The 24,409-nt window shown below is 47.1% G+C and carries 16 protein-coding genes; 8 read left to right on the forward strand and 8 right to left on the reverse strand.

What is annotated here, in order from left to right; genetic code table 11:
• Positions 1–157: 157 nt before the first annotated feature.
• Together BBD42_RS04960 and BBD42_RS04965 are read right to left on the reverse strand one after the other, a co-directional pair.
• Positions 158–724: an NAD(P)H-dependent oxidoreductase gene (locus tag BBD42_RS04960; protein WP_099517253.1), complete on the reverse strand. Its 567-nt coding sequence runs from the start codon at positions 722–724 to the stop codon at positions 158–160.
• A gap of 128 nt (positions 725–852) precedes the next feature.
• A complete protein-coding gene (locus tag BBD42_RS04965) occupies positions 853–1,374 on the reverse strand; it encodes a TetR/AcrR family transcriptional regulator (protein WP_099517254.1) in 522 nt (173 codons plus the stop codon).
• A gap of 217 nt (positions 1,375–1,591) precedes the next feature.
• On the opposite strand from BBD42_RS04965, the gene BBD42_RS04970 reads away from it, so the two are divergent.
• Entirely contained in the window at positions 1,592–2,446 is an 855-nt protein-coding gene (locus tag BBD42_RS04970) for an SDR family NAD(P)-dependent oxidoreductase (protein ID WP_481855964.1), read from the forward strand.
• 80 nt (positions 2,447–2,526) lie between these two features.
• Here BBD42_RS04970 and BBD42_RS04975 read toward each other — a convergent pair whose 3' ends face one another.
• The gene (locus tag BBD42_RS04975) at positions 2,527–3,036 is read right to left on the reverse strand and encodes a GNAT family N-acetyltransferase (protein WP_099517256.1); all 510 of its coding nucleotides are present in this window, start codon (positions 3,034–3,036) and stop codon (positions 2,527–2,529) included.
• Positions 3,037–3,267: 231 nt separating this feature from the next.
• Between BBD42_RS04975 and BBD42_RS04980 the strand changes: the two genes are divergently transcribed.
• Positions 3,268–4,221: a ribose-phosphate diphosphokinase gene (locus BBD42_RS04980; RefSeq protein WP_099517257.1), complete on the forward strand. Its 954-nt coding sequence runs from the start codon at positions 3,268–3,270 to the stop codon at positions 4,219–4,221.
• A gap of 233 nt (positions 4,222–4,454) precedes the next feature.
• Here the strand turns inward: BBD42_RS04980 and BBD42_RS04985 are convergent, their stop codons facing one another.
• On the reverse strand, positions 4,455–6,803 hold the full coding sequence (locus BBD42_RS04985; protein WP_099517258.1) for an endo-1,4-beta-xylanase: 2,349 nt from the start codon (positions 6,801–6,803) through the stop codon (positions 4,455–4,457).
• 306 nt (positions 6,804–7,109) lie between these two features.
• Complete coding sequence (locus BBD42_RS04990; protein WP_172455393.1) at positions 7,110–7,754, reverse strand: TetR/AcrR family transcriptional regulator; 645 nt, start codon at positions 7,752–7,754, stop codon at positions 7,110–7,112.
• Positions 7,755–8,096: 342 nt separating this feature from the next.
• Between BBD42_RS04990 and BBD42_RS04995 the strand changes: the two genes are divergently transcribed.
• From BBD42_RS04995 to BBD42_RS05010, 4 genes are all read left to right on the forward strand, one after another.
• The gene (locus BBD42_RS04995; protein WP_099517260.1) at positions 8,097–8,864 is read left to right on the forward strand and encodes an SDR family NAD(P)-dependent oxidoreductase; all 768 of its coding nucleotides are present in this window, start codon (positions 8,097–8,099) and stop codon (positions 8,862–8,864) included.
• A gap of 38 nt (positions 8,865–8,902) precedes the next feature.
• Positions 8,903–9,655, forward strand: coding sequence for an SDR family NAD(P)-dependent oxidoreductase (locus BBD42_RS05000; protein WP_099517261.1), 753 nt, complete (start codon positions 8,903–8,905; stop codon positions 9,653–9,655).
• 225 nt (positions 9,656–9,880) lie between these two features.
• The gene (locus BBD42_RS05005) at positions 9,881–10,333 is read left to right on the forward strand and encodes a hypothetical protein (RefSeq protein WP_099517262.1); all 453 of its coding nucleotides are present in this window, start codon (positions 9,881–9,883) and stop codon (positions 10,331–10,333) included.
• Between the two features lie 108 nt (positions 10,334–10,441).
• Entirely contained in the window at positions 10,442–11,086 is a 645-nt protein-coding gene (locus BBD42_RS05010; RefSeq protein ID WP_172455394.1) for an HAD hydrolase-like protein, read from the forward strand.
• A 336-nt stretch (positions 11,087–11,422) separates the two neighbouring features.
• Here BBD42_RS05010 and BBD42_RS05020 read toward each other — a convergent pair whose 3' ends face one another.
• From BBD42_RS05020 to BBD42_RS05030, 3 genes are all read right to left on the reverse strand, one after another.
• Positions 11,423–17,383 (reverse strand): PKD domain-containing protein, encoded by a 5,961-nt coding sequence (locus BBD42_RS05020; RefSeq protein ID WP_150131512.1) that lies wholly within the window; start codon positions 17,381–17,383, stop codon positions 11,423–11,425.
• A gap of 698 nt (positions 17,384–18,081) precedes the next feature.
• Positions 18,082–19,299 (reverse strand): S-layer homology domain-containing protein, encoded by a 1,218-nt coding sequence (locus BBD42_RS05025; protein WP_172455395.1) that lies wholly within the window; start codon positions 19,297–19,299, stop codon positions 18,082–18,084.
• Positions 19,300–19,324: 25 nt separating this feature from the next.
• Positions 19,325–20,326: an S-layer homology domain-containing protein gene (locus BBD42_RS05030; RefSeq protein ID WP_099517267.1), complete on the reverse strand. Its 1,002-nt coding sequence runs from the start codon at positions 20,324–20,326 to the stop codon at positions 19,325–19,327.
• A 514-nt stretch (positions 20,327–20,840) separates the two neighbouring features.
• Here BBD42_RS05030 and BBD42_RS05035 point away from each other — a divergent pair.
• Together BBD42_RS05035 and BBD42_RS05040 are read left to right on the forward strand one after the other, a co-directional pair.
• Positions 20,841–22,679, forward strand: a complete 1,839-nt coding sequence (locus BBD42_RS05035) for a sensor histidine kinase (protein ID WP_172455396.1) — start codon at positions 20,841–20,843, stop codon at positions 22,677–22,679.
• Positions 22,657–24,276: a response regulator gene (locus BBD42_RS05040; protein ID WP_172455397.1), complete on the forward strand. Its 1,620-nt coding sequence runs from the start codon at positions 22,657–22,659 to the stop codon at positions 24,274–24,276. Before BBD42_RS05035 ends, BBD42_RS05040 begins: the two co-directional genes overlap by 23 nt.
• Positions 24,277–24,409: the final 133 nt, after the last annotated feature.

Below are 24,409 nucleotides of genomic sequence, written 5' to 3' on the forward strand. Positions count from 1 at the left end.
TTTCTACATTTAATATTTACACGCAAATCTAAAAAAAAATTCAAAAAAGGCAAGCACGTCGTTCCCTGGGGAGCTACGGCCTGCCTTATTTTACAAAATACGTGCTTTTTTAAATTATTGATTGATCAATTACAACTAAGCAAAAGAAGCTGCCTGATCAAGCCTTGCTTGCCATATAGGAAATCTGCTCCAGCCATGCTTTGCGCATTGCCTCATCAGATGCTGGAACAGAGTCGAAGAACAGATGATACTTAACCTCCAGCCCGCAATATTCGAAAATCCCTTTATCCGACGTTAAACGCAGCGCCTCTCCCATGCCATTTGCTTCGTATTCCGCTTTGGACTTGCCTTGCGTGTTGATAATGACGGCCTTTTTCCCCTTTAGCAGGCCCATCTGCACGCCATCCACATACTTATAAGCAAAACCGTAAGAAAATATGCGTTCGATATAACCTTTCATCATCGCTGGCAGCCCGGTCCACCAAATCGGGTAAATAAAGGTGATCATGTCGGCCCATTTTAAATGCTGCTGCTCCTGTTCAATATCCTCGCTCAGCCCGCCAATGATTTCACTTGCGCTGACAATCGGCTGAAACCCCAGCTCATACAAATCCCGCACAACGACCTCATGCCCCTTATTCGTCAGCCCTTCGACCGCCGTTTGCAAAATAGCATGGTTAAAGCTTTCTTTCCTCGGATGTGCGTACACGATTAAATGATTCATTTAAATAGCTCCTCTCGATTTTCAGCTCGATTAATTTTGTGATTGATCAACCAATTACTAATGGTCAAGGTAAAACGGCTGTTGCCGTCCTTTTAAAAAGACCACCGCCACAAACGAATAACAATGGTCTATTCTTTCACAAACAGTTCCGGCATTTCCAGTGCCATTGCCACATTGCAGAGCATGCCTCTAGCCAAAAAATTCGTCGTACGCGCGCCAGCATCAGCAATGCCCGCCTTCGTAAAAGCATCCTCAACGAGCTGCTTCACCTGGCCGGTGCCCTGCCGCATGGCATCGCGAACCGGAGCTTCCCGAATCGTCTGCGCCTGCATTTGCAATAAAATTTCATTGCGATGCGAGCCCATAACTTCCTCATAAGCCCGGATCAGCCCTGGCTCCAAGGTAGCTGGCTCCTCCGTATCAATGACCTGCTGAAAAGCTTTGACGATGCGCTGCCAAGATACATCAAGCGCCTCCACCAGCAAAGATTCCTTCGTAAAGAAGCGATACACATAGGGCTGGGAGATCGCTGCCCGCTCGGCTACTTGCGCTGTAGTTGCACGATAATAACCAATTTCGGAAAAAACCTCAATAGCCGCAGATACGATATCGGAACGCCTGCTGGCAGCTGTTGCCGTTCCTTTTGCCATAAACGCACCCAACCTTTCATTTGGTATTGATTGATCAATCACTAACTTGCTTTAAACTATAGCCGATCTTAAAAAGACTTGCAAGCCCTTTGTTTCAAAAAGTTTTGCCGGGCCGCTTGACTTGGAGCCGCCTCCAAGTTGTACGCTAAGGCCATCAAGAGGAGCATCAACAGCTAGCTGCTGGCTTGGTTGCCCATTCTATCGAGGAGGAAACATGATGAACAAGCAAATAGATGTACAAACCGCGCTCATTACAGGCGCTAACAATGGAATTGGGCTAGCGCTCACTCGCAGGCTGCTTGGGGAAGGCTGGCAGGTTGCCGCACTCATTCGTTCCGATTTTCTAGAGGACGATGAGGAGATTCAAGCTGCTCTGCGCAAGGGACAGCTTCGCATTTACAAAGCCGATTTAGCTGATTTTGCAAGCTTAAAGCTGGGGCTGAAGCAAATTAAAGCAGCAGAAGCCAAGCTGGATGTGCTATTCAACAATGCAGGAGGCAGCTTCTCGGAGCTATCTATGACCAAGCAAGGGCGGGAGCAGCATTTTGATTTGCAGACGGTCGCGCCATATGCCGTCTTTATGGAGCTGAAGGAGCTGCTCAAAAAAGGAAGCTATAAGACGATCGTTAATACGTCGACCAGCTCTTTCAAAACCTTGAAGAAATTCAACGCGCAAACGTTGGAGCGCCCAACGGAATTCAAGAAGCTGTTCGGTCCCTACTCCACCTCCAAGCTCGCTCTTTCCTTGTGGACAAAGGAGCTGGCTCCAGCCCTTGCAGCAGAAGGCCTCCGCATCATCAGCGTTGATCCGGGCGGCAATAATACGATTAGAAAAGGAAAAAGCTCCGGCTTGCCTTTTTATATAAAGCCCATCATGAAGCTGTTTTTCTCGCATCCAAGCAAAGGCGCTTCCCTGCTTTATGAAGCAGCGGTCAGCAAGCAGAAGCTTGCAGCGCCTGGCTCATATCTTGTAAATGGCAAAGCCTCTGAGCTGAAATTTGCTGACCAAAGCGCTAAAGTGCTAAATCTCGTCAGCTCGATTTATGAACGGGAGTTTTCAAAGCCCCAGTAAGCGTGAGGGTGCTGCAATATAAAGCCCAATTAAGAGCGGCAAGCTGCTGCTCCTAATTGGGCTTTGGACGATCAAACCAACTATATTTCTTTATAATACAATACCGTGGCATATAGGTTGCCGTCACCTGAACGGGCAAATTTCGGAATACGCCCTGCCTCAATAAAGCCGAGCGACTGGTACAAAATATTAGAAGGCGCTCCTTCTAGCGTATCGAGGATGAGCAGGCTTCGTTGTTCCGCAACAGCCCGCTCCTCCGCTGCCTGCATCAGCAGTCTGGCAATGCCTTTGCGCCTCTGCTGGGGCTGCACCATCATTTTGGCAATTTCCGCCCGGTGGGATGCATTTTGCTTTTGCGCCAGCTGGAGCTGTACGGTACCGACAATTCGTTCTCCCTCCTTGGCAGCCCACAGCAAAGTGCCCGGCTCCAATACGCCTTGCCAATACCCTTTGGCGTCCTCCCTGCTAAGCGGCGGCAGGAAGCCGATCGACGCTCCATCGTCTACGACCTCGACAATGAGCCCGGCCAACTCCTCTAACGTATGCTCATCAAGCTCCGTCAGCTCTTCTACTCGCAATGATTGGCCCATGCCCTCAACTCCTTTTTCATCTCTGTTTCATCTTCTCTAGCATATCCAATTTGTGATTTGAGCTCAATCTACTAAACATGATCATTGAATAAATCTTCAATGCCGCGAATAATTTCTGTAAAGACACTATGGAGATGTCCGGCACTACGATGCCAATGGTCAGCGTTTTGCGCAACAACAAGCTACAAAGCGAAAAAATCGGTGAAATGTTGTTCCTATAGGAGGCTTAAGATGCAAAAAATAAAGCTTTTTTCCGGTACATCCAACCGCAAGCTCGCTGAGCAGGTCTGTTCTTTGCTTGGGCAGCCGCTCGGCGATGTCGCTATTACCCGCCAGCAAAGCGGCGAAATTCACGTTTCCTATCAAGAGCCGATTCGTACCTGCGACGTCTTTATTATTCAAGCGATGTCCCATCCGGTCAATGAGCATTTGGTTGAGCTGCTTGTGCTCATTGATGCTGCCAAACGTGCTTCGGCAAATAAAATCAATTTGATTTTGCCCTATTACGGCTATGCCCGGCAAGAGCGAAAAACCGCGCCCCGCGAGCCGATTTCGGCGAAGCTGGTTGCCGAGGTGCTGACGACCGTAGGTGCGAACCGCATCGTAACGATTGATCTGCATGCCGATCCGATTCAAGGCTTTTTTGAAATTCCGGTTGACCATTTAACCGCCCTCGACCTTATTATCCATCATTTAAAAAGCAAAAATATTGAAAATCCGGTTGTCGTCTCTCCCGATGCAGGACGTGCTTCCACAGCGGAAAAGCTAGCGGGCGAGCTGGACTGCCCATTCGCCATTATGATCAAAAACCGCCCGGCCCACAACCAGACGGAAATTACGCATATTATTGGCGATGTAGCGGGCAAAACGCCGATTATCATTGAGGATTTAATTGATACCGGAAATACGATCGTCAATGTCGTTAATGCCCTTAAGCAAAATGGAGCCGGGAACGCTTATGTTTGCGCAACACATGGGCTATTTTCGGGAGGGGCGCGAAATTTGCTGGCATCGCCTAATATCAGCGAAATCGTCGTCACCGATACGATTGCAATGCAGGAGGAGCATGAGGTTTTTGGTGAAAAGCTTGTCATCCTGCCAATAGCTCCTATTATCGCTGCTGCCGTACAAATTATTATTCAGGGCGGCTCCATCGATACACAGGTAAACTCGGGCAAGGTTTAACATTTGGCTTCCTTGTTCAGCATACATGTATGCCAAGTGTGACTGCGGTTAAAAAAAGTGCGGAAAGGCAACGATCTGCCTTCCGCACTTCCTTTGAGATATTTTGCTGTATCTCTTTTTTCTCAATCTCTGCTTTCCTGCATTTCTGCCTTGCTAAATTTATGCCTTGCTAAATTTCTGCATTTCTACATTTGTGCATTTCTGCATGTTTTTCTTGCTGCCCATTTCCCCTATTAGCTAGGCTCTGTGCCCCACACTAAATTTCCGTTTTGATACAATGTTACCTTCGTATAATCTGCATAAGTCGTTCGCGACGAATTAAAAGAATAATCATCCGTCTCGCTGAAATTTGTCCAATCGCTCTTATGAATGCGCGTATGAATTTCGCCAGATGTCCCGCCTGCTGGGATGCTGCCCGCGCCGGAGCTGAAGGAAAGCTCTACATAATAATCGGCGCCTGTCCGCGGCGTAGTCAGCTTGACGAAGCTGCCCGATACATTGCCGTTGCCTGCTTGGGCATAGTCGCAGAAGAAGTTTTGCTGTTTTTCCCCGTCAATCGTATACCAGTAGCGAATCGTTAGTCCGCTCATCGCGACGGGAGCCGTCCCGTTATTTTTTATGATGAACTGCGGCTTGAGCTGGTTATCCCCTGCATTGCTGTCCCCTACCCGGTATGCGACTGCCAAGGCACCAGAAGGCTGCTCTGGCCCGGTCGTACCGGTCGGTGTAGCAACAGCTTCAGCAGAAGCTGCTCCCGTACCAGCGCTGTTGACCGCCTGAATAATATAATAATAGGTCGTTCCGTTCGTAACGGCTGTGTCATTATAGACGCTGCCAGATACAGCAGCAGAAAGCGTCGTATATGGCCCCCCGCTCGTCGTTGCCCGTTTCACTGTATACGAGGTCGCGCCGGCTACCGCATTCCAAGCAAGCTGAACCTGCATGCTGCCAGCTGTCGCTGTTAGGCCAGTCGGTGCAGCAGGAACGAGCGGCCCCTCAGGCGTCTGGACCGTTTCCAGCACCGACCAATAGGCAGGCTTGGACTGCAAACGCTCATCGAACAGAAGCGGCCAATTGTTGCGGGTTACCGGGAAGGTGCGAAGCCACGTATGCGCATCATCTTTGCCCCATAAGGTTACATTCGTAACGGTGTCCGTATGCCGCAAAAACACCTGAAATAGCGCTTTGTACAAATTAGCTTGGCGCTGCTTCAGCTCCGCGGAGAATGTATCGTAGGATTGCGAATTATCCGAATAGACGCTAATGTCGAGCTCGGTAATATGCGTCTCCAGTCCAAGCGCTTTGAACTTGATAATGGAGCTTTCAATTTCCGCAAGTGTGGGATAATAAAGACTAATATGCGTCTGGTGGCCGACGCCGTCAATCGGAACGCCTTTGGCCTGCAAACGGGTAATTAGGTTATACAGCGCCTGGCTTTTTGCCGGCTCATGCGTATTGTAATCGTTGATGAACAGCTTCACGGTCGGGTCCACTGCGTGGGCGAACTCGAACGCTTTTTCAATATATTCTTCCCCTGCAATTTGATACCACAGGCTGCGGCGCAAGCCATCCGGCTGCGACGTATCAATGACCTCATTTACTACATCCCATGCATAAATTTTGCCCTCATATCGCTCCATTACAGTTTGAATATGATTTTGCATGCGTGCATACAGCACCGCTTTGCTGACCAAATTTCCGTTCGCGTCACGGAACACCCAGTCAGGCGTTTGTGAATGCCAGACTAGTGTATGTCCACGCACTTGCTGGCCATTTTGCACACCGAAAGCTACCGCAGCATCTGCCTCAGAAAAATGAAATACATTTTCCTGCGGCTCCGTGCTGTCCCACTTCAGTACATTGCCAGGCGTGACGCTGTTAAAATGCTTGGAAAGCAGCTGTTTATCCGGAACCGTCAGCAGCTCATCATTGGTAAAAGCCGAGCCAATTAAAAACTTTCCGGCAAAAGCATCTTTAAGCGACGGTATGGTGTCTTCAATTATAATCGGGCCAAGATCCGGATGCCGCTCAAACCGAAAATCATCAAGGTAAAAGGAAGCGGTTGCACTTCCTGGCACCTCAAAATAAACCGCTACCTGTGTGGCCGGCTCTAGCATTTTGAATGTAGCCTGCAGCTTCGTCCAGCCGCTCGCTGTGACCGCTCCAGATGCGATATTTTCATAGCGGGTACCAGCAGGCAATGTGCGCTGAAGAGACATTGAAATATTGGCGTTTGCTGCTCCAGCGGGCAGCTTGACCCAGCCAATAAACTCATACGTTTGCCCAATCTCAAGCTGGCTTGTCACATCAAGAGAAGGCCCATGCCAAGTGCTTGTGCGTCCACTTACCGCCAAGCCGTATGCTCCGCTGCGCGCTGCTGCTGCATTTGCAGCCAAAACCTCCACACCGCCGCGGCCACCCCATTGCTGCACCGTACCATCCTCGAAATCGCTTTGCTGGAGCAAAGTATTCCCGGCTTCCACCGCTTGCACAGGCTTTGCCCAGTAGAGGGGAAGCAATAAACTTACGATAATTAGAAATTTAAGCGCTTTCATAAATGGGTAAAGCTGACGATTGCTCATTCTTTAATTCACTCCTTTTCCTATTCGGGTATGGTAACCACTCACAAATCCGAAGTACTGTCGTTCAACCTACTTAACGAAGATAACGGCATATACTTGTCTATATTTTTAGACAGACGCGCCTCCTCCCGATTTTGGTTGGAAGAGCCGACCCTTTTGCAAGCTAGATACCCGATAGTTAGAGCTGGGAACGACCCCTATGAAAAATTATACATCTTCCTATCTAAGCCTACAATATCAATTAATAGAAAAATTTGTAACAAAAACTTGATCCTTGCCCTAACGAACGCACGCTTCTCCTGGGCTTCACTGATTATAAGGGGAATAGACACTTACGGTTGGAGCAGACGAAGGAGCATCTTTTTTGAACGTGATTTTGTCCATTTTGCGGTTTACCAGCCCAATTAACTGGTCCGCCATGTAGGAGGTGGAATATTTAAAGCCCGATTCTTCCCAATAAAGAATAACGCCCATTGCAGCTGACATCTGGTAGCTGAGCAAAATTTCGTAGTCTAGAGCAGGGCTGCCCTCATCCATAGTGATATGCATATCGCGCCTCATCGACTCACGAAGCACGTCGTAAAGCTCAAACCCAAAGCTGCGATCTACGGAAAGCAGCGCCTGAAACTCATCTTTATGTTTTTCAATATGGTCAAACAGCTGCAGCGCCGAAGGATAAATATCTTCAGCCTTTACCAGATCCATCCCCTCGTATGGGATAAGCAAAGTCTCTGCAAAGCCAAGCAGAAATTCGCTTCGTATCTCTTGCAGCAGCTCTTCTTTGCCGACAAAATGCTTATAAAAAGTTCCACGATTGTAATCTGCCCGCTTTGCCACATCAAGTATGGTCACAGCCTCATATCCTCGCTCTAATATGAGCGACACGAATGCAGCTTTAATCGCTTGACGCGTTCTTCTCGTCCTTCGGTCCAGTTGCTTCTCCGTTGCCAATGCGCTCAGCCTCCAAAGCCTATAGATAATGTTGTCCCTATTATACCTCATTCGATATTCCACAATAAATGTTATCTAATCTCCCCACCTATTAAACACCCAAAGCTTGCATACGATGGAATACATTTGTACATCATAAGCAAAAATCAACAATTAAGTTTCATATGTTCAATTTCCGTCTAAAAGTAGACATACATTCTTCACCTGTCACTTACGTGACATTTAAGAAAGTATTGATTATTGTCGTGACAACATTGTGAAGTGTAACCTGTAATGGCACACATACAACTTAATCCTTCAAGCTGCGCTCGACTAAATTATACGATAAGGATGCGATAAAACATGGTTACAACAACAACGAAAACCGCAGTCATTACAGGCGCCGCTGGCGGTATTGGAAAAGAGCTTGCCCGCCGTTTTGTAGAGCGTAAAGTCAATTTGGTATTGGTAGACTTGAAGCTTGAAGCTTTGCAGCAAGTCGTTGCTGAGCTTGGTCTTGACGATTCCAACTCCCTAATCGTAGCAGCAGACGTCTCCAAAGAAGAAGATGTTGAAAACTACGTAAACAAAGCCGTGGAAAAATTCGGCACAATCGATTATTTCGCTAACAATGCCGGGATCGAAGGTCCATCCGGGCTCATCGAAGAGCAAAGCGTGAAAGCACTTGACCTTGTATATAACGTTAACGTTCGCGGCGTATTCCTCGGTCTTCACTACGTCGTTCCTGTTATGAAAAAACAAAAATCCGGCGCGATTTTGAACACTTCATCACTGGCTGGCCTCATGGGCGCACCTGGCATGTCCCCATATATCATGTCCAAGCATGCCGTAATCGGCTTGACTCGCGTTACAGCCAATGAGCTTGCTCCACTTGGCATTCGTGTCAACGCCGTTCTTCCAGGCACAATCAATACGCGCATGATGCGCCAAATTGAAGAAAACTTCGGCAATCCAGAGGCATTCAAAAAAGCCAATGAAGCCGCAACACCGATGGGCCGTTACGGTGAGCCGGAAGAAGTAGCTGCTGTAATGAATTTCCTTCTGTCCGATGAAGCATCTTTCGTTACGGCATCGCTTTATACGGTCGATGGCGGTATGGTTGGACAATAATAAATAAATACAACTAGTCGAAAAGGAGACCATCCATCATGAAGCTTGAAAACAAAGTCATCATCATTACAGGTGCGGGAAGCGGCATTGGACGTGCGACTGCCTTGAAGCTTGCTGCCGAAGGCGCCATCGTCGTATCCTCCGACTACAATGAAGCTACTGCCAAAGAAACAGCTGAGTTGATCAAGCAAGCTGGCGGACAAGCTTCCGCAATCCGCGCTGACGTTTCCAGCGTGGAAGATGTTAAAAACATGATCGACAAAGCCGTTGAAACGCACGGTACGCTTGACGGAATTTTCAACAATGCTGGCGTTGGCGATATCCGCTCCTTTGAGGATCACACACCGGAATACTTCAACCATGTTATTTCTATAGACCAATTCGGCGTGTACCTGGGCATCTATTATGCCTCGAAGAAAATGAAAGAGCTTGGTGTTAAAGGCATTATTGTCAGCACCGCTTCCATCTTCGGTTACATGGCTGCTAAAGGCAGCTTTGCTTATCAAGCCGCTAAGGCTGCTGTTGTCATGATGACGAAATCGGCAGCATTGGAGCTTGCTGATGCGGGCATTCGCGTAACTGCAGTCGCACCAGGCTTCATCGATACGCCGATTATCAAAGATGGCGATGATTTCAAAAATTTTCTTGCTGAGCAGCATCTGAGCAAAAAGCTCATTCAGCCGGAGCAAATTGCTGATGTTGTAGCTTTCCTCTTCTCCGAGGAGGCTTCGGCAATCAATGGACAAACGATTCCTGTTGAAGATGGCTTTCTCATCTTTAAACGCTCTTAATTGCTCCAAACAAGCAGCATCTGCCGATTACTGGCAGGTGCTGTTTTCTTTTTCCGTTCTCTTTTTCTGTGTTCTGCTCTCTTTTCCCCTCCCTCCTCCCTTCATCAAATTAGTGTATTGTTCCTAAAGTTAGGAATATAGAACTATTCACTTTCCAGTTAAAAAGATCGAAATAGTACTAGGATATGGATTATTGTATTTTTATAAACAGAAGGAGAATTATTTATGAAATTCCAAACTATTTTAGCCGAAAACACCGAATTAAAAATTACTACTGGTTTTGCAGGACGCTTTTCTGTATTTATTAATGGCAATAAAATCGAAAAAACAAATGATGGCTACCTCTTCCCGCTCAATGGAGAGACGCAGCAAATTACGGTTAGACGGGCGATGCTTGATAACGTACCGAAGGTGACATGGAATGGCCGCGAAGTGCTGCTCGCCAAAAAGCTAAAGGGCTATGAATGGGTTTTGAGCGCATTGCCTCTGCTGCTGCTCTTTCTGGGCGGTGCTTTAGGCGGTGCAATTGGTGCCATTGCCATGCTTGGAAACGTTAATCTATTCCGCAGCCAGCTTCCTACTGCCGCCAAAGTCCTCCTCTCCCTGCTTATCTCGGGCTCCGCTTTTATCGTCAATATTCTTGTCGCTATGTTCATTTATTCGATGGTCAACGGCTAGAGAAATGTTAAAATGCCCGTACCCGCAAAGCTCCATCATGAACTACCCTTGTTGTTATCGTCTACTTTTTATAGTATAAATAGGCATAACAAGGGAGCTGATACTGGTATGTACAAGCATGTTATTTTTGATTTTGACGGTACGATTGCCGACTCTGCTGCCGCTGTATTTACCATCTATAATGAAATGGCGGCACAATATCGTTTTAAGCCTGTAACCGAAGAGGAATATAAGAAGCTGAGCCAGCTATCTTTGCAGGAGCGATTTAAAGCGCTTGACGTTCCCTTTTATCGGTTTATGCTGTTTCGCAAAATCAGCAAGGAATTCAAACGGAAATACAATGAGCATGTTGCTTCGATTCCATTTTGTGACGGGATGCAAGATGTATTAAGCCATTTGCTGCAAAGCGGCATCAAGCTATCCATTATTACATCCAACGCCGCAAACAACGTCGCAGATTTTTTGCAGCCTCACGGCATTCACACCCTGCATGACATACGCAGCTCCAGCGGTCTGTTCGGCAAGCATAAAACCATTCAAACCTATTTAAAACAAAATCGGCTCCGACCGGACGACGTGATCTACGTCGGCGATGAGCTGCGGGATATTGTAGCTTCCCATAAATGCGGCATTAAGGTAATCGGAGTCACTTGGGGACTCGACCCTAAAGAACTGCTGGAATCCGGCAAACCTAGTTTTTTAATTGACCAGCCCCAAGAGCTTTTACGTCTAATAGAATCCACCTCTCCTTAACTGCGCAGGAGTCGCAAACACACCAGCTCTACTGAGTGAAAATCTGCCTGTGCAAAATTTACTCATGAAAAACCCCCTATAAGTAAACTGTAATGAGCTTGCTCCACACTTTTTACTTATAGGGGATAATATAAAGCTGGGCTAACCTTTACTTCCCATCAGCTTTTTAACTTCTCATAGAATCTTACTAAGTACTGCGATAATTCAATGAGATTCCGATCTGGATCTCTAACATAAACAGAGACAATCTGTTCCACCCCTTCCTTCATTCCCAAAACAAATCTGTATAGGCTGGCTGAACCATCCCCCGTATTTTCTTTTCCCGCAAAAGACGCTCTATCGCACGCGGTGAACGCCCAGAACATCATTAACCGTACCGTCTATCTTCACCTGTACGACATCCTCCTTCACCGTTCCATTATTATAATAAGCTGTAAATGTGAAGCTTAATGTTCCTTTGTTAAGCTTTTCAAAGGAAGCATCCCATAGCTCGCCAGCCCATAATGTACCCGCCGTATTTTTCACCTCCAGCTTCGTTTTAAAGCTGTTCATGGCAACCTCTACGCGCTCCGGCTTCGTATCCGTTCCCGTTTCTGTCGCATTCGCTACTAAAATGAATTTTTCTCCTGCCCAAAATACGCTGGATGCACGCGGAGCTTCTTCATCCCCGCTCTGTTTTTTGTTATAGGATTTGCGAATGCTGTTCCAATCGTCCGTATGATTGACCATTCCCGCTACTTTCAGCGGCTGCACTTGAACGGCTTGGGAGATCGTTACTGGTTCAGCTAAACCATCATCTACAGTGACGCTTAGCTGCCATGTGCCAGTCTGCTCCATTTTGAGCTTCGGCCCCGTCTTGGCGTAAGGATAGGAAACGGTATAATCGTACGCATATTTTTTCCCGGAAGGCGACTGAAGCTCCATCTTTAGAGAGAGCGTATCTTTGTCCGGATCAGCTGCATTCGCCTCGAACGTTACGATATCTCCTTCAAAAATCGGTTTCGGAGACCAATCTGCATCAACCGTTGGCGGGCGATTGGTCACAAAATAAATATACGCATATTTCCCTGGATTGCCCGCTACATCCGTATCTATGACCGTCAATCGATACGTTTGTCCGGGAATTAATCCTGTTACTTGATGAGAACGTGCCTCCATCTGCATAGCCATACTATATTCGGCCAAACCATCGCCATTCAAATCAATCGTCGTCACACTGCCATCTGTATGAACCTTTTGCATATAAAAGACTCGAGCTGCATGGCCTGAGGATGGGGCCGCATCGCTAAAAGCATTAAAATTAACCGTTACCGAGGTCGGTTTAATTTCAAGCTGCTCCTCCACATCATCCGGCTGTACGGTATCCACAAAGAAATAGCCGTTGCTGCTGTAAGGCCCCCATACATAACTGTCATAGGCTCTCGCTTTCCAATAATGCAGGCCTTCCTGCAAATTGAATGCTGGTATATGACTGGCTGCAGCACTCGCCATATTAGTGTCCAGCACCCTGCGATCCACAGCATGGAAAAACACTTCATAATCGATTGCTGTGATAGGGTCATTTTCAGGATCAACTGTAAATACACGCAAATTCGGACGATTGTTATTCGTATAGATCGGCTCCGAGGCTGTTGCCCCGTTATAGCTAAGCAAGTAGGTTGTTGGCGGCGAATCAATGATAAAATATACGACATTGCTATCATCCGACCATGCTCCACGACTGAATACACGCCCCTGTACCTTCACCTTGCGTCCAATATCTATCGTGCCTGCTTCAAGCTGGAAGCTGGCATCACTGCCCGGATATTCTACCTCCAGCGCCGTTTCGCCATTATCCACATATGTTAGTTTCAAATAAAACTGTTCCTGCGGATCATTTTCTTTATCCCGGTATATCCACTTTAGATTAGGCTCGTCAAGGACAACTGTTGGCGCGGAAGATGAACCAGCAGGATAGGTAATGACCATTTCCGGCTTGGACTGATTGATTGCAGGCAGCTCCTCCTTATAAACTCTCGTCTCCGCCCAGAAACTCCATGCCCCATGCATGTCCTTCACCTGCTCCTGAACGATCAGCTCGATGCCGGGACGGCTATAAAGCAATCTTTTCCCAGTTGTCCACGTGCTTTCGTCCGCCCAGCGTGTCCGAAACAAACGATCCGCCAAATAACCGGGAACATCCGGGTCATACGATGTATCGTGCGTCAAATAATCCAGCGCTTCCCCTCCAGCGTAAACGGTGCCCGTAAACCAAATATCCGGCTGCGCAATCGGCCTGCGGTGGACATAAAGCGATTTTGTAACCGGCTCCGAAAACAAACGGTAATCAGCCAGACCGGGATTATCCTGTGCCGAATAAGTTATAGCATACAGTCCGGGCTTTTCGAGCGAATTTAGCGCCGTGTCGAAAGCTTTCCCATTATATTGGCTAAGGCCAAGCGTATTGGCAAAATAATTTGGATTGTGCGTGTAGCTCCATTTTTCCGCTAATTTCGCATCCGTCTCAGGATCATTAAACAGCTTATTGTATAAAATCTGTTCTCCTATAAGCACGGCTTCATAGGTTTCCTCTGGAATAGAATCGCCATAATTGGTGCGCTTCACTTGGCTAAACGAGGCCTGCTGCTGACCAAGCGACATTAAGCCTGCTGAGCCTTTTTTGTAAGTGGCGTCCGTTGCTTCAAGCTTGTTAACCCCATTAATAGAAACTCGGTGTACACCTGCCAGCGATTCTAGTCTGAAAGCATAAGGGATACCCGCACTCCGCGGCATGGCTGCCTGAGCCAGAACAGTCTTGTTGCCGCTCATCACTTTGTAAAGAGTAAGGGAGCTGCTCGTCCACTCCACTGCATACATATTTTTTTCATCTTGAATTTGAATGGCTGCCCCTATTGGTCTATCATTCGATAAATGATTGATGGATAGCTCAAATTCAAGCACCTGATTTCTCATTATGCTATTCGGATCGTAAAGCAGTCCGCCCCATGCCTCGCTATCGACCTCGACCGTAGCATCGTTCAGCAGACGAGGCAAATCTCCCGTTGATTCACCTGTGAAAGGAATCACTACTTTTTTGCTCGTGAGTGAGCCTGAATAGGGTCCCGTATAGATAACATCTGTTCCGATGCCTAAAACCGAACCATTCGGAAGGACATTGGATGAAGCGTTAAAAGCAACTCCATCATAGCCATTTCCATCTGAATATTTCATCGTTTCCGTCACAAAATAGGCTTTGCTCTCATAAGTTTCCGCACCTAAAGACGGCGTTTGATTAATCCCCAATACACCTGCCCAATGCTGTAATTTTTGAAATGCCGAGCTTGCCCAAATTTGCTGGCCGCCCGCTGTCTGATAAGTGATTTTATTAAATAGCTTCACACCGGATGCCATTGCCCAAAACTCATCCGAAGGCTGTGAAAAAGGGCCGATTAAGCCTGTTTTAGGCCATAATATTTGCGTCATAATCGGATCGCTTGGCGACGGGCTTTTATCATTTGCAACTATAAAATGGTCCAGCATTCGGTATGGATTTCTATCATCGTTTCTCGTTATGGAACCGTCCGGCATGATTAAAAACCCATACGGCGTCGCCATAACGCCAGACTTATTAACTGCTGTTTTTGCGAGCTCGTAAGGGAATTTCAATACATCAATCGTGCCGCTGTTTTTCTCCGGCCTCGTAAAGCTATTCGTTGCTGTACCGTAAGACAGAACACCGCTCACCTGAGAATATCCGTAATTTCCAAACTCAAAACGCATGGAGGTCGCATAGCTTTTCATACGGTCAGCCGACATCGTGATAGCAGAAAGCATGCCCTTGCCAGTAACATGATTAGCTATTAACTGACCATTAGGGTTTACGACATAAAATAACGCCGTCCAATTATCTTCCGTACCTCTGCGCATGTTTGCAGCCACTAACAAATTGCCATTTGCATCGACATCTACACTGCCGATCTGATAAATGTTCCATGCATCTATTCCTGCATGCACAAGCTTTGTCCAATACAGCGTTTTTTGGGCGATAGAATATTTAGCTACATAAAGCTTTTGCCGAATTTCGAACGTCCGTCCTCCGTTGTTTTCCCGGTAAGCGACATATAGAAACTGCCGATCTGGCGAAAAAGCAGTGCCGATGACCTTATTGCTCGGATCGTCCCAATAGCTGCTGCCCGCTGTACCTCCAGTCGCTGGGGGCGCAATGTTAGGATACTCCTCTATCAGCTGTCCAGTCTCTATGTTATATACACGCAACGTGTCCCCAGAAACATTTACGGTCCCTTCTTCTAGAAAATAGGCCTGCTTCATTTGGGTTGGATGATATTGATAAAATGCCCCTTTGAATGTGTTCCCAGGATGCACATAAGTATGTTCAATCTGGCCTGTCCATACATCACGAATTGAAAACACCCAGTTTTTAGACTCTGGCGGTTTGTAGCTATAAGCATAATAATACCCAGCCTCGGTCATCACTGTCGTTTTGTAGCCAGCATAAATTTGACCGATACTGCCTTCCCATGCCGGCAGCGGCTTCATCTTTTTCGCCAAATTATAGCTTCCATTAAAATCTGCCCATAGCGCATTGCGGGTCGTCAGATTAACTCCATTTGGTTTCCAGCTTGCCTTATTTGTCGCCCCTCCTTCATATGGCGTCTTATTAACCCATGATCGCAAAATCGATTCCGGAGAATATGAGGTAATTGGCGGACCGCTGCTTTCCCCCTGGTCCGGCTGCTGCGTCAGGCCGATTGCAGTAAAATCTACACTTGGCGCGCGATTAATAATGTCCGTTGCCACAATAGCAGACTGTGCCGACAAGCCATAATCCTCCGTAACCGTTGCCCGGTACTGCCGCTTGCCAACTGTCGTATATTTTACGCTATGCGCCTCCTTGTAAGCCCCGTTATACAACGTGTGCCATGGTTCCTCATTAAAATCGCCATCATTGTCAGCATCGTAACGCTCTTCAAGCAAAAGGCGCTCCAGCTTGTCGCCATCTGGGCTGCTTGCATCCATATAAATCGTGTTTTCGTTATGGCGCACGCCTTGCTCGGCAGCTAAAAGCGCCACTACAGGCGGCTGATCAGGGACAATCTCCAATGGATAAGACGTCCATTCGCTTTCTCTCCCTTGAGAATCATGGACCTTGCCTTCAAGAGTGTAGGCTCCTAGCTGATCCGGTGCTTTAGCAGGCCATACACCGACCGTATAAGGACCACCACTATCATTTTTCTTAAAGCGAATTTCCGACTTGCTGAAATCAATGGTCACACCCCGCTCCGACAGTGGTGAAAACGAGTTATTCAGATGATGAGGCTGTGGGAAGGACCTCCCCTGAATCCAGCGCGTCACACCAGAAATGATGGCGACTGGTTTCGGATCATTGACATAAAGCAACGCCGTATCTGATAGGCTTTCATAGTCGTTAGATACATTCAGCGTAGCCTTATAAACGCCCGGTTCATTAAAGGTCACCGCGGGATGAGAGAAAGCTTTTTGATCAAAATTAAATTTGTCTAAATTTTCAGTTAATTCCCACGAATAATCGGTATATCCTCGGGCTGTCGCCGATAAAGTCGCCCGATCACCGGTGAAAATGGAGGTTGGACTCCAGTTTGCATTCACTTCGAGTATTGGTCTTGGCGCAGGCGTTGGCTCAGATCCTCCATTAGAAGCTGTAGCGATTGGGGTAGATACTCCCGGCTTCGTAACGGTGGTCGTGCATTCAATAGCCTGCTCCGCTGTCGTTCCGTCCGTGAAAGTGACTATGGCGCGCATGACGAATGTTTCGGTGAAGCTGTCTCGGCCACTCAACTGTGCCTTCGGTATTGTGAATGCAAATTTATAGCTGATCGTATCTAATACCTGAGCTATGGTCTGCGTCTGATATTGGGTTCCGTCTTTAAGGCGGCCAAATACTTTCCAGTTTTTTATTTTGAGCGAACCTCGCTGTTTTATCGTTGCAGTAATTGTCGAGTTTACAGCAACGTCTTTGTCTGCAAAGGCAACAGTTGATGGATCAGCTTTGCAGGTGCAGTCGAGATAGGGCTGGTCTACTGGAGGTAGTTTTTCGTATGTGACTCTAACTTCACCTTCGTAGTAGTATGTTTGGCCTGACCAGTCAGTTGATGCTGAAATAAGGTATTTCATTCCGATTGCATTGCCAGTACATCCGTTGCAATCGTTGTATGACCAATTCGTATTAGCCTTATCCATTGGAACCGCAATAGAAATGTACCCGTATCCATCATTGCCTTTTTTGGCTTCGAGAACTTTATGGAAAATAAGTTCCTGCATATCTTTTGAATTTTCTTTCGCCCTTGTAATTTCAATTGTTGATGAAATTAGTTTATTTACAGTAACAGGTTCATTATTGAATGAGTAGTACGATGGTCCATTAAATTGAGGATTTGTTACTATCGCCCATCCCTGTGAATCCTTTATTTGACTGGATATAGTTTTTCCATTATCATCTTTTGTTCGCAATATACCAGGGCAAATCGAGAGGTTTCCCTGCCAACAAGCATTACCAGCAGGTGGCGTAACGTTATAAGCGACACCATCAACACCTTTAAATACCCATTCTTTTCCGTTTGAACGCCTGTTTACAGCAAAGTACATATCCGGGCTGTAACCGACAGAAGTCGCAGTAATCTTAGTTCCGGAAAATTTTTTAACAGTTATTTCACTATTAGAATAACTAAAGTTGCTTTGAGCACTTCTCAAATTTGTCTGTTTCAATTCCCCTTTGCTGTTTGCTACCATTGTCCATAGCTCATAGGATTTTATCTTATATCCATCAGGAACTGGAGCATTTACAGTTGTCGCATTGCTTCTACTAGAGGATAAATCGAAAAATCCATCTGTTCCTAATTTTATTTTATAGCTTTTAGTCAGCGTTTCAGTAGTAGCAGAGATTACTGGGACTTGAATTGGAAAAATTCCAAGAACGATTGAAAAAATTAATAGCAAAGATATTAAAGATTTTTTTTCAATCATATGCCTCTAACTCCTGTCATGTAATAATCTTTCTGTCCGCTATATGTTCTTAAGTGAATTGGAAAACCTCCATACTTTTTCACTTGTGATTGGATTATCGATTTAGAAATAAAAGGTAATACCCAATTGTATTCTTTATTATTCTTAGTACCAAAATAGAGTTCCATTTTATTTTTGAAAATTCCGCCGCGATCAATGGTTTTCCTATCATAATAATAAAACTTATCATTTATTCTTGTAGCGCCAATATCACCACTTGTATGAACATAAAAACTTGTACTTGCACTTTCGCTACGATTTTTGTCAATAACAAGATTCTCCCCTTTAACTTTAAAACCAAAAACTAATCCATTATTTTTTTCGGGATCAATAATGTTGCCATTAATATGATAAATAGCTCCCTCTAAGTACTCTGAGTAATAGCCGTTTTTATCGAGTGGGTCCATAATTACTAGTTGCTGAATCGATACTTCGAAACCTGACCGCATTTCCTTCGTAAACGGTAGCTTCACCAAATCATCTTGGCCTAGCATAGTGATCACATTATGATCATGCCATTTAATCTCAGCGGCACTAGATGCCCCCTGATCCACCGACAGCTTCCCGCCACCCGCAAGCTTCAGCAGGCGAGTGACGATAACCGCTGCTTGTGCCCGAGTAGTCGTCCCATCGGGATCAATCGTTTCCGCCTTGGCTCCTGTGCGCGACAGCAAGCCTGCATTTACAGCACGGAACATCAACTCATCCGCCGTAAGCTTCGCACCTCGATACTCAGCATTTGCTCCGCGTACGGCGAGCTTAGCCATTTCCACGCGTGTTACCGCCATGCTCAGATCGCCCGTAAAATCGCCAGCGGCATAGATTTTCGCATCAGTCAGCGCCTTCTGATAGCCTGCATACCACGGCTTTCCAGCAGGAGCAGCTGCGACCTCCACCTTCGTCGTCAGCGCAATGACCTTGAGCAGCTCTGCACGCGTAATCGGGTTTTGCGGCTTAAACGTTTGATCCGGGTACCCGTTCAAAATACCCGCCTTCACCGCTGCTTCAATCGATTCCTTCGCCCAGTGCCCTGAAATATCTTTAAATACAGGTGCGGCCGCCTCAGCAACTTTAGAATCTACCGACGTTAAAGACAACGTAACCGTAACCGCTACCGCCACCAACACTAGCCATACAATAGAGCCCTTCCACCGCTGCAATCCCATTTTCCCCATCTTATTTGACCTTCTTCCGATTAGATTAGTTTGCATAAATAATAATAGCCAAAGACCTGCCTGCCCCACTTTTGTCCATTATGATTTTCTTCCCGTTGTAGGTTTTCAGCAGTCTAGCCTCTAACGCTTTGCCAGCGTCCAGCTTGACCGCATCCTGGTAAGCCGTATCCGCAGACTCGCCCACATAACGGGCCAAGAGTTCCATTAACAACTGCTTATGTAAAGAGGGCTTCTCGTATAGCCATATCGTCGTTGCTTTTTTCCTGCTGTCATACTCCAACACTAATTTATAATCGGCAGGTTTTCCGCTGCCTTCAGGATTAAGCAGCACCGTGTGCCCACTAACCATCACATCGCCCGAAAAGCTTTCGAGTGACAAAACCAACTGCTTCAGCTCCCCCGTAGATGCATAAGCTGGCTGCTCCATCAGGCCACCAGCAGCCCGAATCTGCGCTGACTGCCAATTCAGCAGCCGATGAATGACCACAATCGCTTCCGCACGCGTCATCTTGCGGTCCATTCCGATCCTCCCAGCAGCATTCCCCTTCATTAGGCCAAGCTGCTTGGTCATATAGACATAGCCTTTCGTGCTCCCCGCCTTGTCCTTGCCCGCCGCCCGAACGAAAAGCCTCGCCGCTTCTCCGCGCGTGATCGCTTGATTCGGCTTGAACTTGCTAGAATTATATTCCGTCATCTTCAATAGACTGAGCTTCAACCCAGCAGCCAAATAAGGGCGGAACCATCCGGTATCATCCAGAAAAGGCGTGTCCATATTGGAGACCTTAAGCTGCTGTGCTTTTACGAGTGCGGCAAGCAGCTCTGCTCGAGTTATCGGCTTATTCGGTTGAAAGGTACCATCCGCATAACCACTCACATAACCGGACTGTACCGCCTGCTCCACGGGAATACGGGCCCAATGGCCGTCCATATCGTTTAGCTGCTGCTTCGCCTCTGCTGCCTGGTCATGCAAAACCGGATTAAAGGCAAGCGCAACAACAACCGTTAACATAAATTGATTTTTCTTCATGCGGGGACTCCTTTATAGGTAAAATGGCACAGCCCATCCCCCCATAAAGTGCAAAAAAGCACGCAAAAAACCCAGGAGGATTTAAGCGTGCTTCGCTTCATAATTATTTTATACTTTACCCTATTTTATAAAATATTGTCAATCCATTTTTGGGATCTTTTTGTCACAAAAACTCACGAAACTCCTCATTATGCTCCTAAAACCGCTTATTTTCTGCATAAATAACCAATTTTCTACTTTCTGCAGCCGTTATGCGAGCTATCCTAGCCTAGTCACCCTCTTCTTTCACTTGTGTTTTTTTCCATATTATCGCACTGCCAAAACCCTTATTTCATTCGCTATCAGCAGCCCTATTGTTCTAGCAAGCGTCTTTCACTGCCTAAACCTTACCCCCATCTAAAGTCCTACAAATTAAATCACAAGCGCTTCCTTGCCACCCGAAACATTAAACAGTAAGATAGGTTTTAACTTTCTCGCTCAGATTTTCACTTTAACCTAGATGGAGGCCAACAAGATGAAGTGGTTCAAGCGCTATAAGCTGCAGCCAACGCTCGTTATCGTAAGCAGCTTGGTTATTTTGCTGCTGCTTGCGGTGCAGGCAGTCATCGTTTACTACTCTACTTCGCAGCTAATGTCCGCTAAAATTAGCGACGCCTCGCTTTCACAGCTGGAGCAGACTAATGAGAGCCTGACACAGCAAATGCAGTCGATTCGCTCGCTAGCACTGTCTATTGTCATTAATCAAAATGTCATTCGCATTTTGGAGGACGGGCGCTGGGGCGCCGACATTTACCAGCAAATCCGCAGCAATGAGTCGATTACTGACCTGCTGTCCAACACGGCTTACTCCCGCTCCGATATTAGCGAAATTATTATCATTACCGACCGCATGAGCATCTACAATTATTCCAATCCTAACGGCATTTACGAGCAGGAACGTATGAAAGACAAGCCTTACTGGGATTATATGAGCAGCCGTACGGAAGGTTTTTTGCCGCCACGCGCCAACGATGTTCGAATTGACGGGGCTGGAGCCCATATTATTACGTATTTTCATAAAATATTTTCCTCTGACGGCAAGGCGCTTGGCTATGTCAACATTAATTTGCAATTCGATCATTTCAGCAGTGCGCTGACGAATTTGCCGCAGCAAAATCAAACCTATATCGTTGATGATCAAAGCGGCATTCATGGCGTAAATCTTCAAAAAAGCACGGACGACCAGGACGATACAATAGCACAAATCGAGCAGCAGGGCGGCTTACAGGGCGCTGCCTCCGCAGCTTCCGGGCAGGGTTATACGGTCATCGACATCGGCGGGCAAAAATATTTAAGCATGTTCACCCGGCCCAATGAATTCGGCTGGCGCATCGCCCAGCTCAAGCCTTACGCCGAAGTCGTTGCAGGCATTCCGCAAATTATGAATCGGGTCATGATTGCCAGCATTTTGTGCCTGTCACTGGGCATTGTCATTCTCGTCTTCTTCTCCCGCAGCATTACGAATCCGCTCAAAAGGCTGATTCAACAGATGAACAAAGTCGGCAAAGGCAACTTCGACATTACGCTTGATACCGATTACATGAATGAAATTGGAGAACTGAACCAGCGCTTTATGATTATGTCCTCAAAAATTAAAGACCTCATGCACAGCATTGAGGAGGAGCAGCGGCAGCTGCGAGAAAGCGAGTTAAAGGCGCTGCAATCGCAAATTAATCCGCATTTTCTTTACAATACGCTGGATGCCATCAACTGGATGGCAATCAAAATAAGGGCCGACGATATTAGCCGCATGACTTCCGCTCTTGGCGACTTTTTCCGGCTCAGCCTGAATAAAGGACGCAGCCAAACAACGATCAAGCTGGAGTTGGAGCATCTGCGAGCCTATATCCATCTGATGAGCTTCCGTTATAGCTATAGGTTCACCTACGACGAAGAGGTCGATGAAGAGCTGTTAAGCGCCGAGACGGTTAAAATTATTTTGCAGCCGCTTGTCGAGAACAGCCTCGTCCATGGCTTCGCCGCAACAAAGGGTGCAGGAGCGCTAAACCTACGTGTTTGGCGGGAAGGCGAGGATATTGTATTCGTATTGACTGATGACGGCATTGGCGTAAATGTGGAGCAGATGAATGCTAGTTTAAAAAATGCAGTCGTCCAAGACGCTGAACAGACAGGCGGTTATGGCGTCGTCAACGTCAATCAGCGCATCAAAATGCACGATGGCAGCGCCTACGGCCTTACCTATCTCCACACAAAACGGGGAACCGCCGTTGAAGTCCGCATCAGAGCAGCAAGGTCTTACAATTACACCGCTTCCGGGGAGGTTATTCAACATGTTGAACATGCTGATCGTTGATGATGAATCGTTTGTTATCGAGGGGCTAAAGCATGCGGTCGACTGGTCCTTGTATGGCATTCGCATTGCCGGAGAAGCCAACAACGGCGCAGAGGCGCTGGAGCTGCTGGATATGCTGGACAAGCCTATCGATATTATTATGACCGATGTGCGCATGCCCATCATGGACGGCTTCGGCCTCATTGAGCGCCTGAACGAACGAGGTCATCGTTGCAAAATCATTGTGCTCACTGGACATGAGGAATTCGATTACGCGAAAAAAGCGATCCGCTACCGCATTTTTGAATATTTGCTCAAGCCCGTCACGCTGGACAAAATCGAAGATACCGTCAGCCGTCTGGCTGCGGAATTTCGAGAAGAAAACGAGAAACAGCGGCGGCTTCACGATATGGAGAAAAAGCTGCTGCAGAGCCTGCCTCTGCTGGAGGAGCGCTTTTATTTCAATCTGCTTAGCGGCATTTATCAGCAGGATATGCAGACGCTGCTAGGAATTAAGCTGGATGCAGCCGCTTTTCAAACGATCATTGTGCAGATCGATAACTTGAAGCCCACTGGCTCAGGAGCAGTCCATACAGCAGATGATGAGCGGCAGCGGCAGCTGCTTTCACTGACCGTCCAGCATATGGTGAGCGTGTCGCTGGCAGAGCGTCTACCGCTTCCTTTCTCCGTTGTGGCCTTTAATTCGACCGACTTCGTGCTGCTGCTCCAGCATCAAGCAGCACTTCCGCCTGGCAGCGAAGGCGACGGCTTGCAGCAGCCCTTTTCCGCGATTCAAGAGTTGGTACAGCGCGAGACTGGCTTAACGGTCAGCTTCGCTATCGGCCGAGCCTATGACAGCCTCCAGCGTGTAGCAAAGTCCTTTCACGAAGCGCAGGAAGCGCTCAAGCACAAGCTGTACTACGGCAATAGCTGCATCGTATCGTACAGCGACATCGAGGTGAATCAGGGCCATTATTTGGATTCCTTTCGCCAGGCGAAGGACCAGCTTGTCGATGCGATTCAAATCCGCGATGCCAAGCTGTCGACGCAAGTGCTGAGCACGATTCAGAGCACGCTGGAAAAGGAGAAAAAATACGGCATCCCCTATATTCGTACGCTGAGCATGGAGCTAGTGCTGATCGCTTCCCTTGTACTGCATGAGAAAGGCGACCATTTGGCCGACATCTGCCCTGGACATCCCGATCTGCTAGGTGAAGTACAGCAGCTCGGCACGGTAGCCGATATTTTCGATACGCTGCGGGAGACCTACACCGCAATCATTCAGCATTACGAGCATAAAGGCGCTAGCCGCAACCGCGACATTATTCATTTTGTTCGCACCTACATGGCGGAGCATCTCGATCAGGAAATTAAGCTGGATGATCTCGCCCAGCTCGTCTATTTGACGCCCAACTATTTGGGCTATCTGTTTAAGGAATCAGTAGGAATGGGCTTCTCCAGCTATTTGATGCAGCTGAGAATGGAGCACGCCAAGACGCTGCTGACTAAGCCAGGCAGCCGAATTTATGAGGTAGCGGCAAGCGTCGGCTACAAAAACGCCCACTATTTCAGCAAAATATTCAAAGAGTATACGGGCGTTACGCCTTCGGAATACTAGAAGCGAGCACCCTGAGACTGGGCTTCACCATACACGAAAAACGACCGGAAACTGCAAATTTAGCAGAAAAAGGTTGTTTTTTACGTGGAATGAAAACGATGTCATTGTTTTGTTGTCGTTATTGTTGAATTGT

It is taken from the genome of Paenibacillus sp. BIHB 4019, from assembly GCF_002741035.1.
Taxonomy (GTDB): domain Bacteria; phylum Bacillota; class Bacilli; order Paenibacillales; family Paenibacillaceae; genus Pristimantibacillus.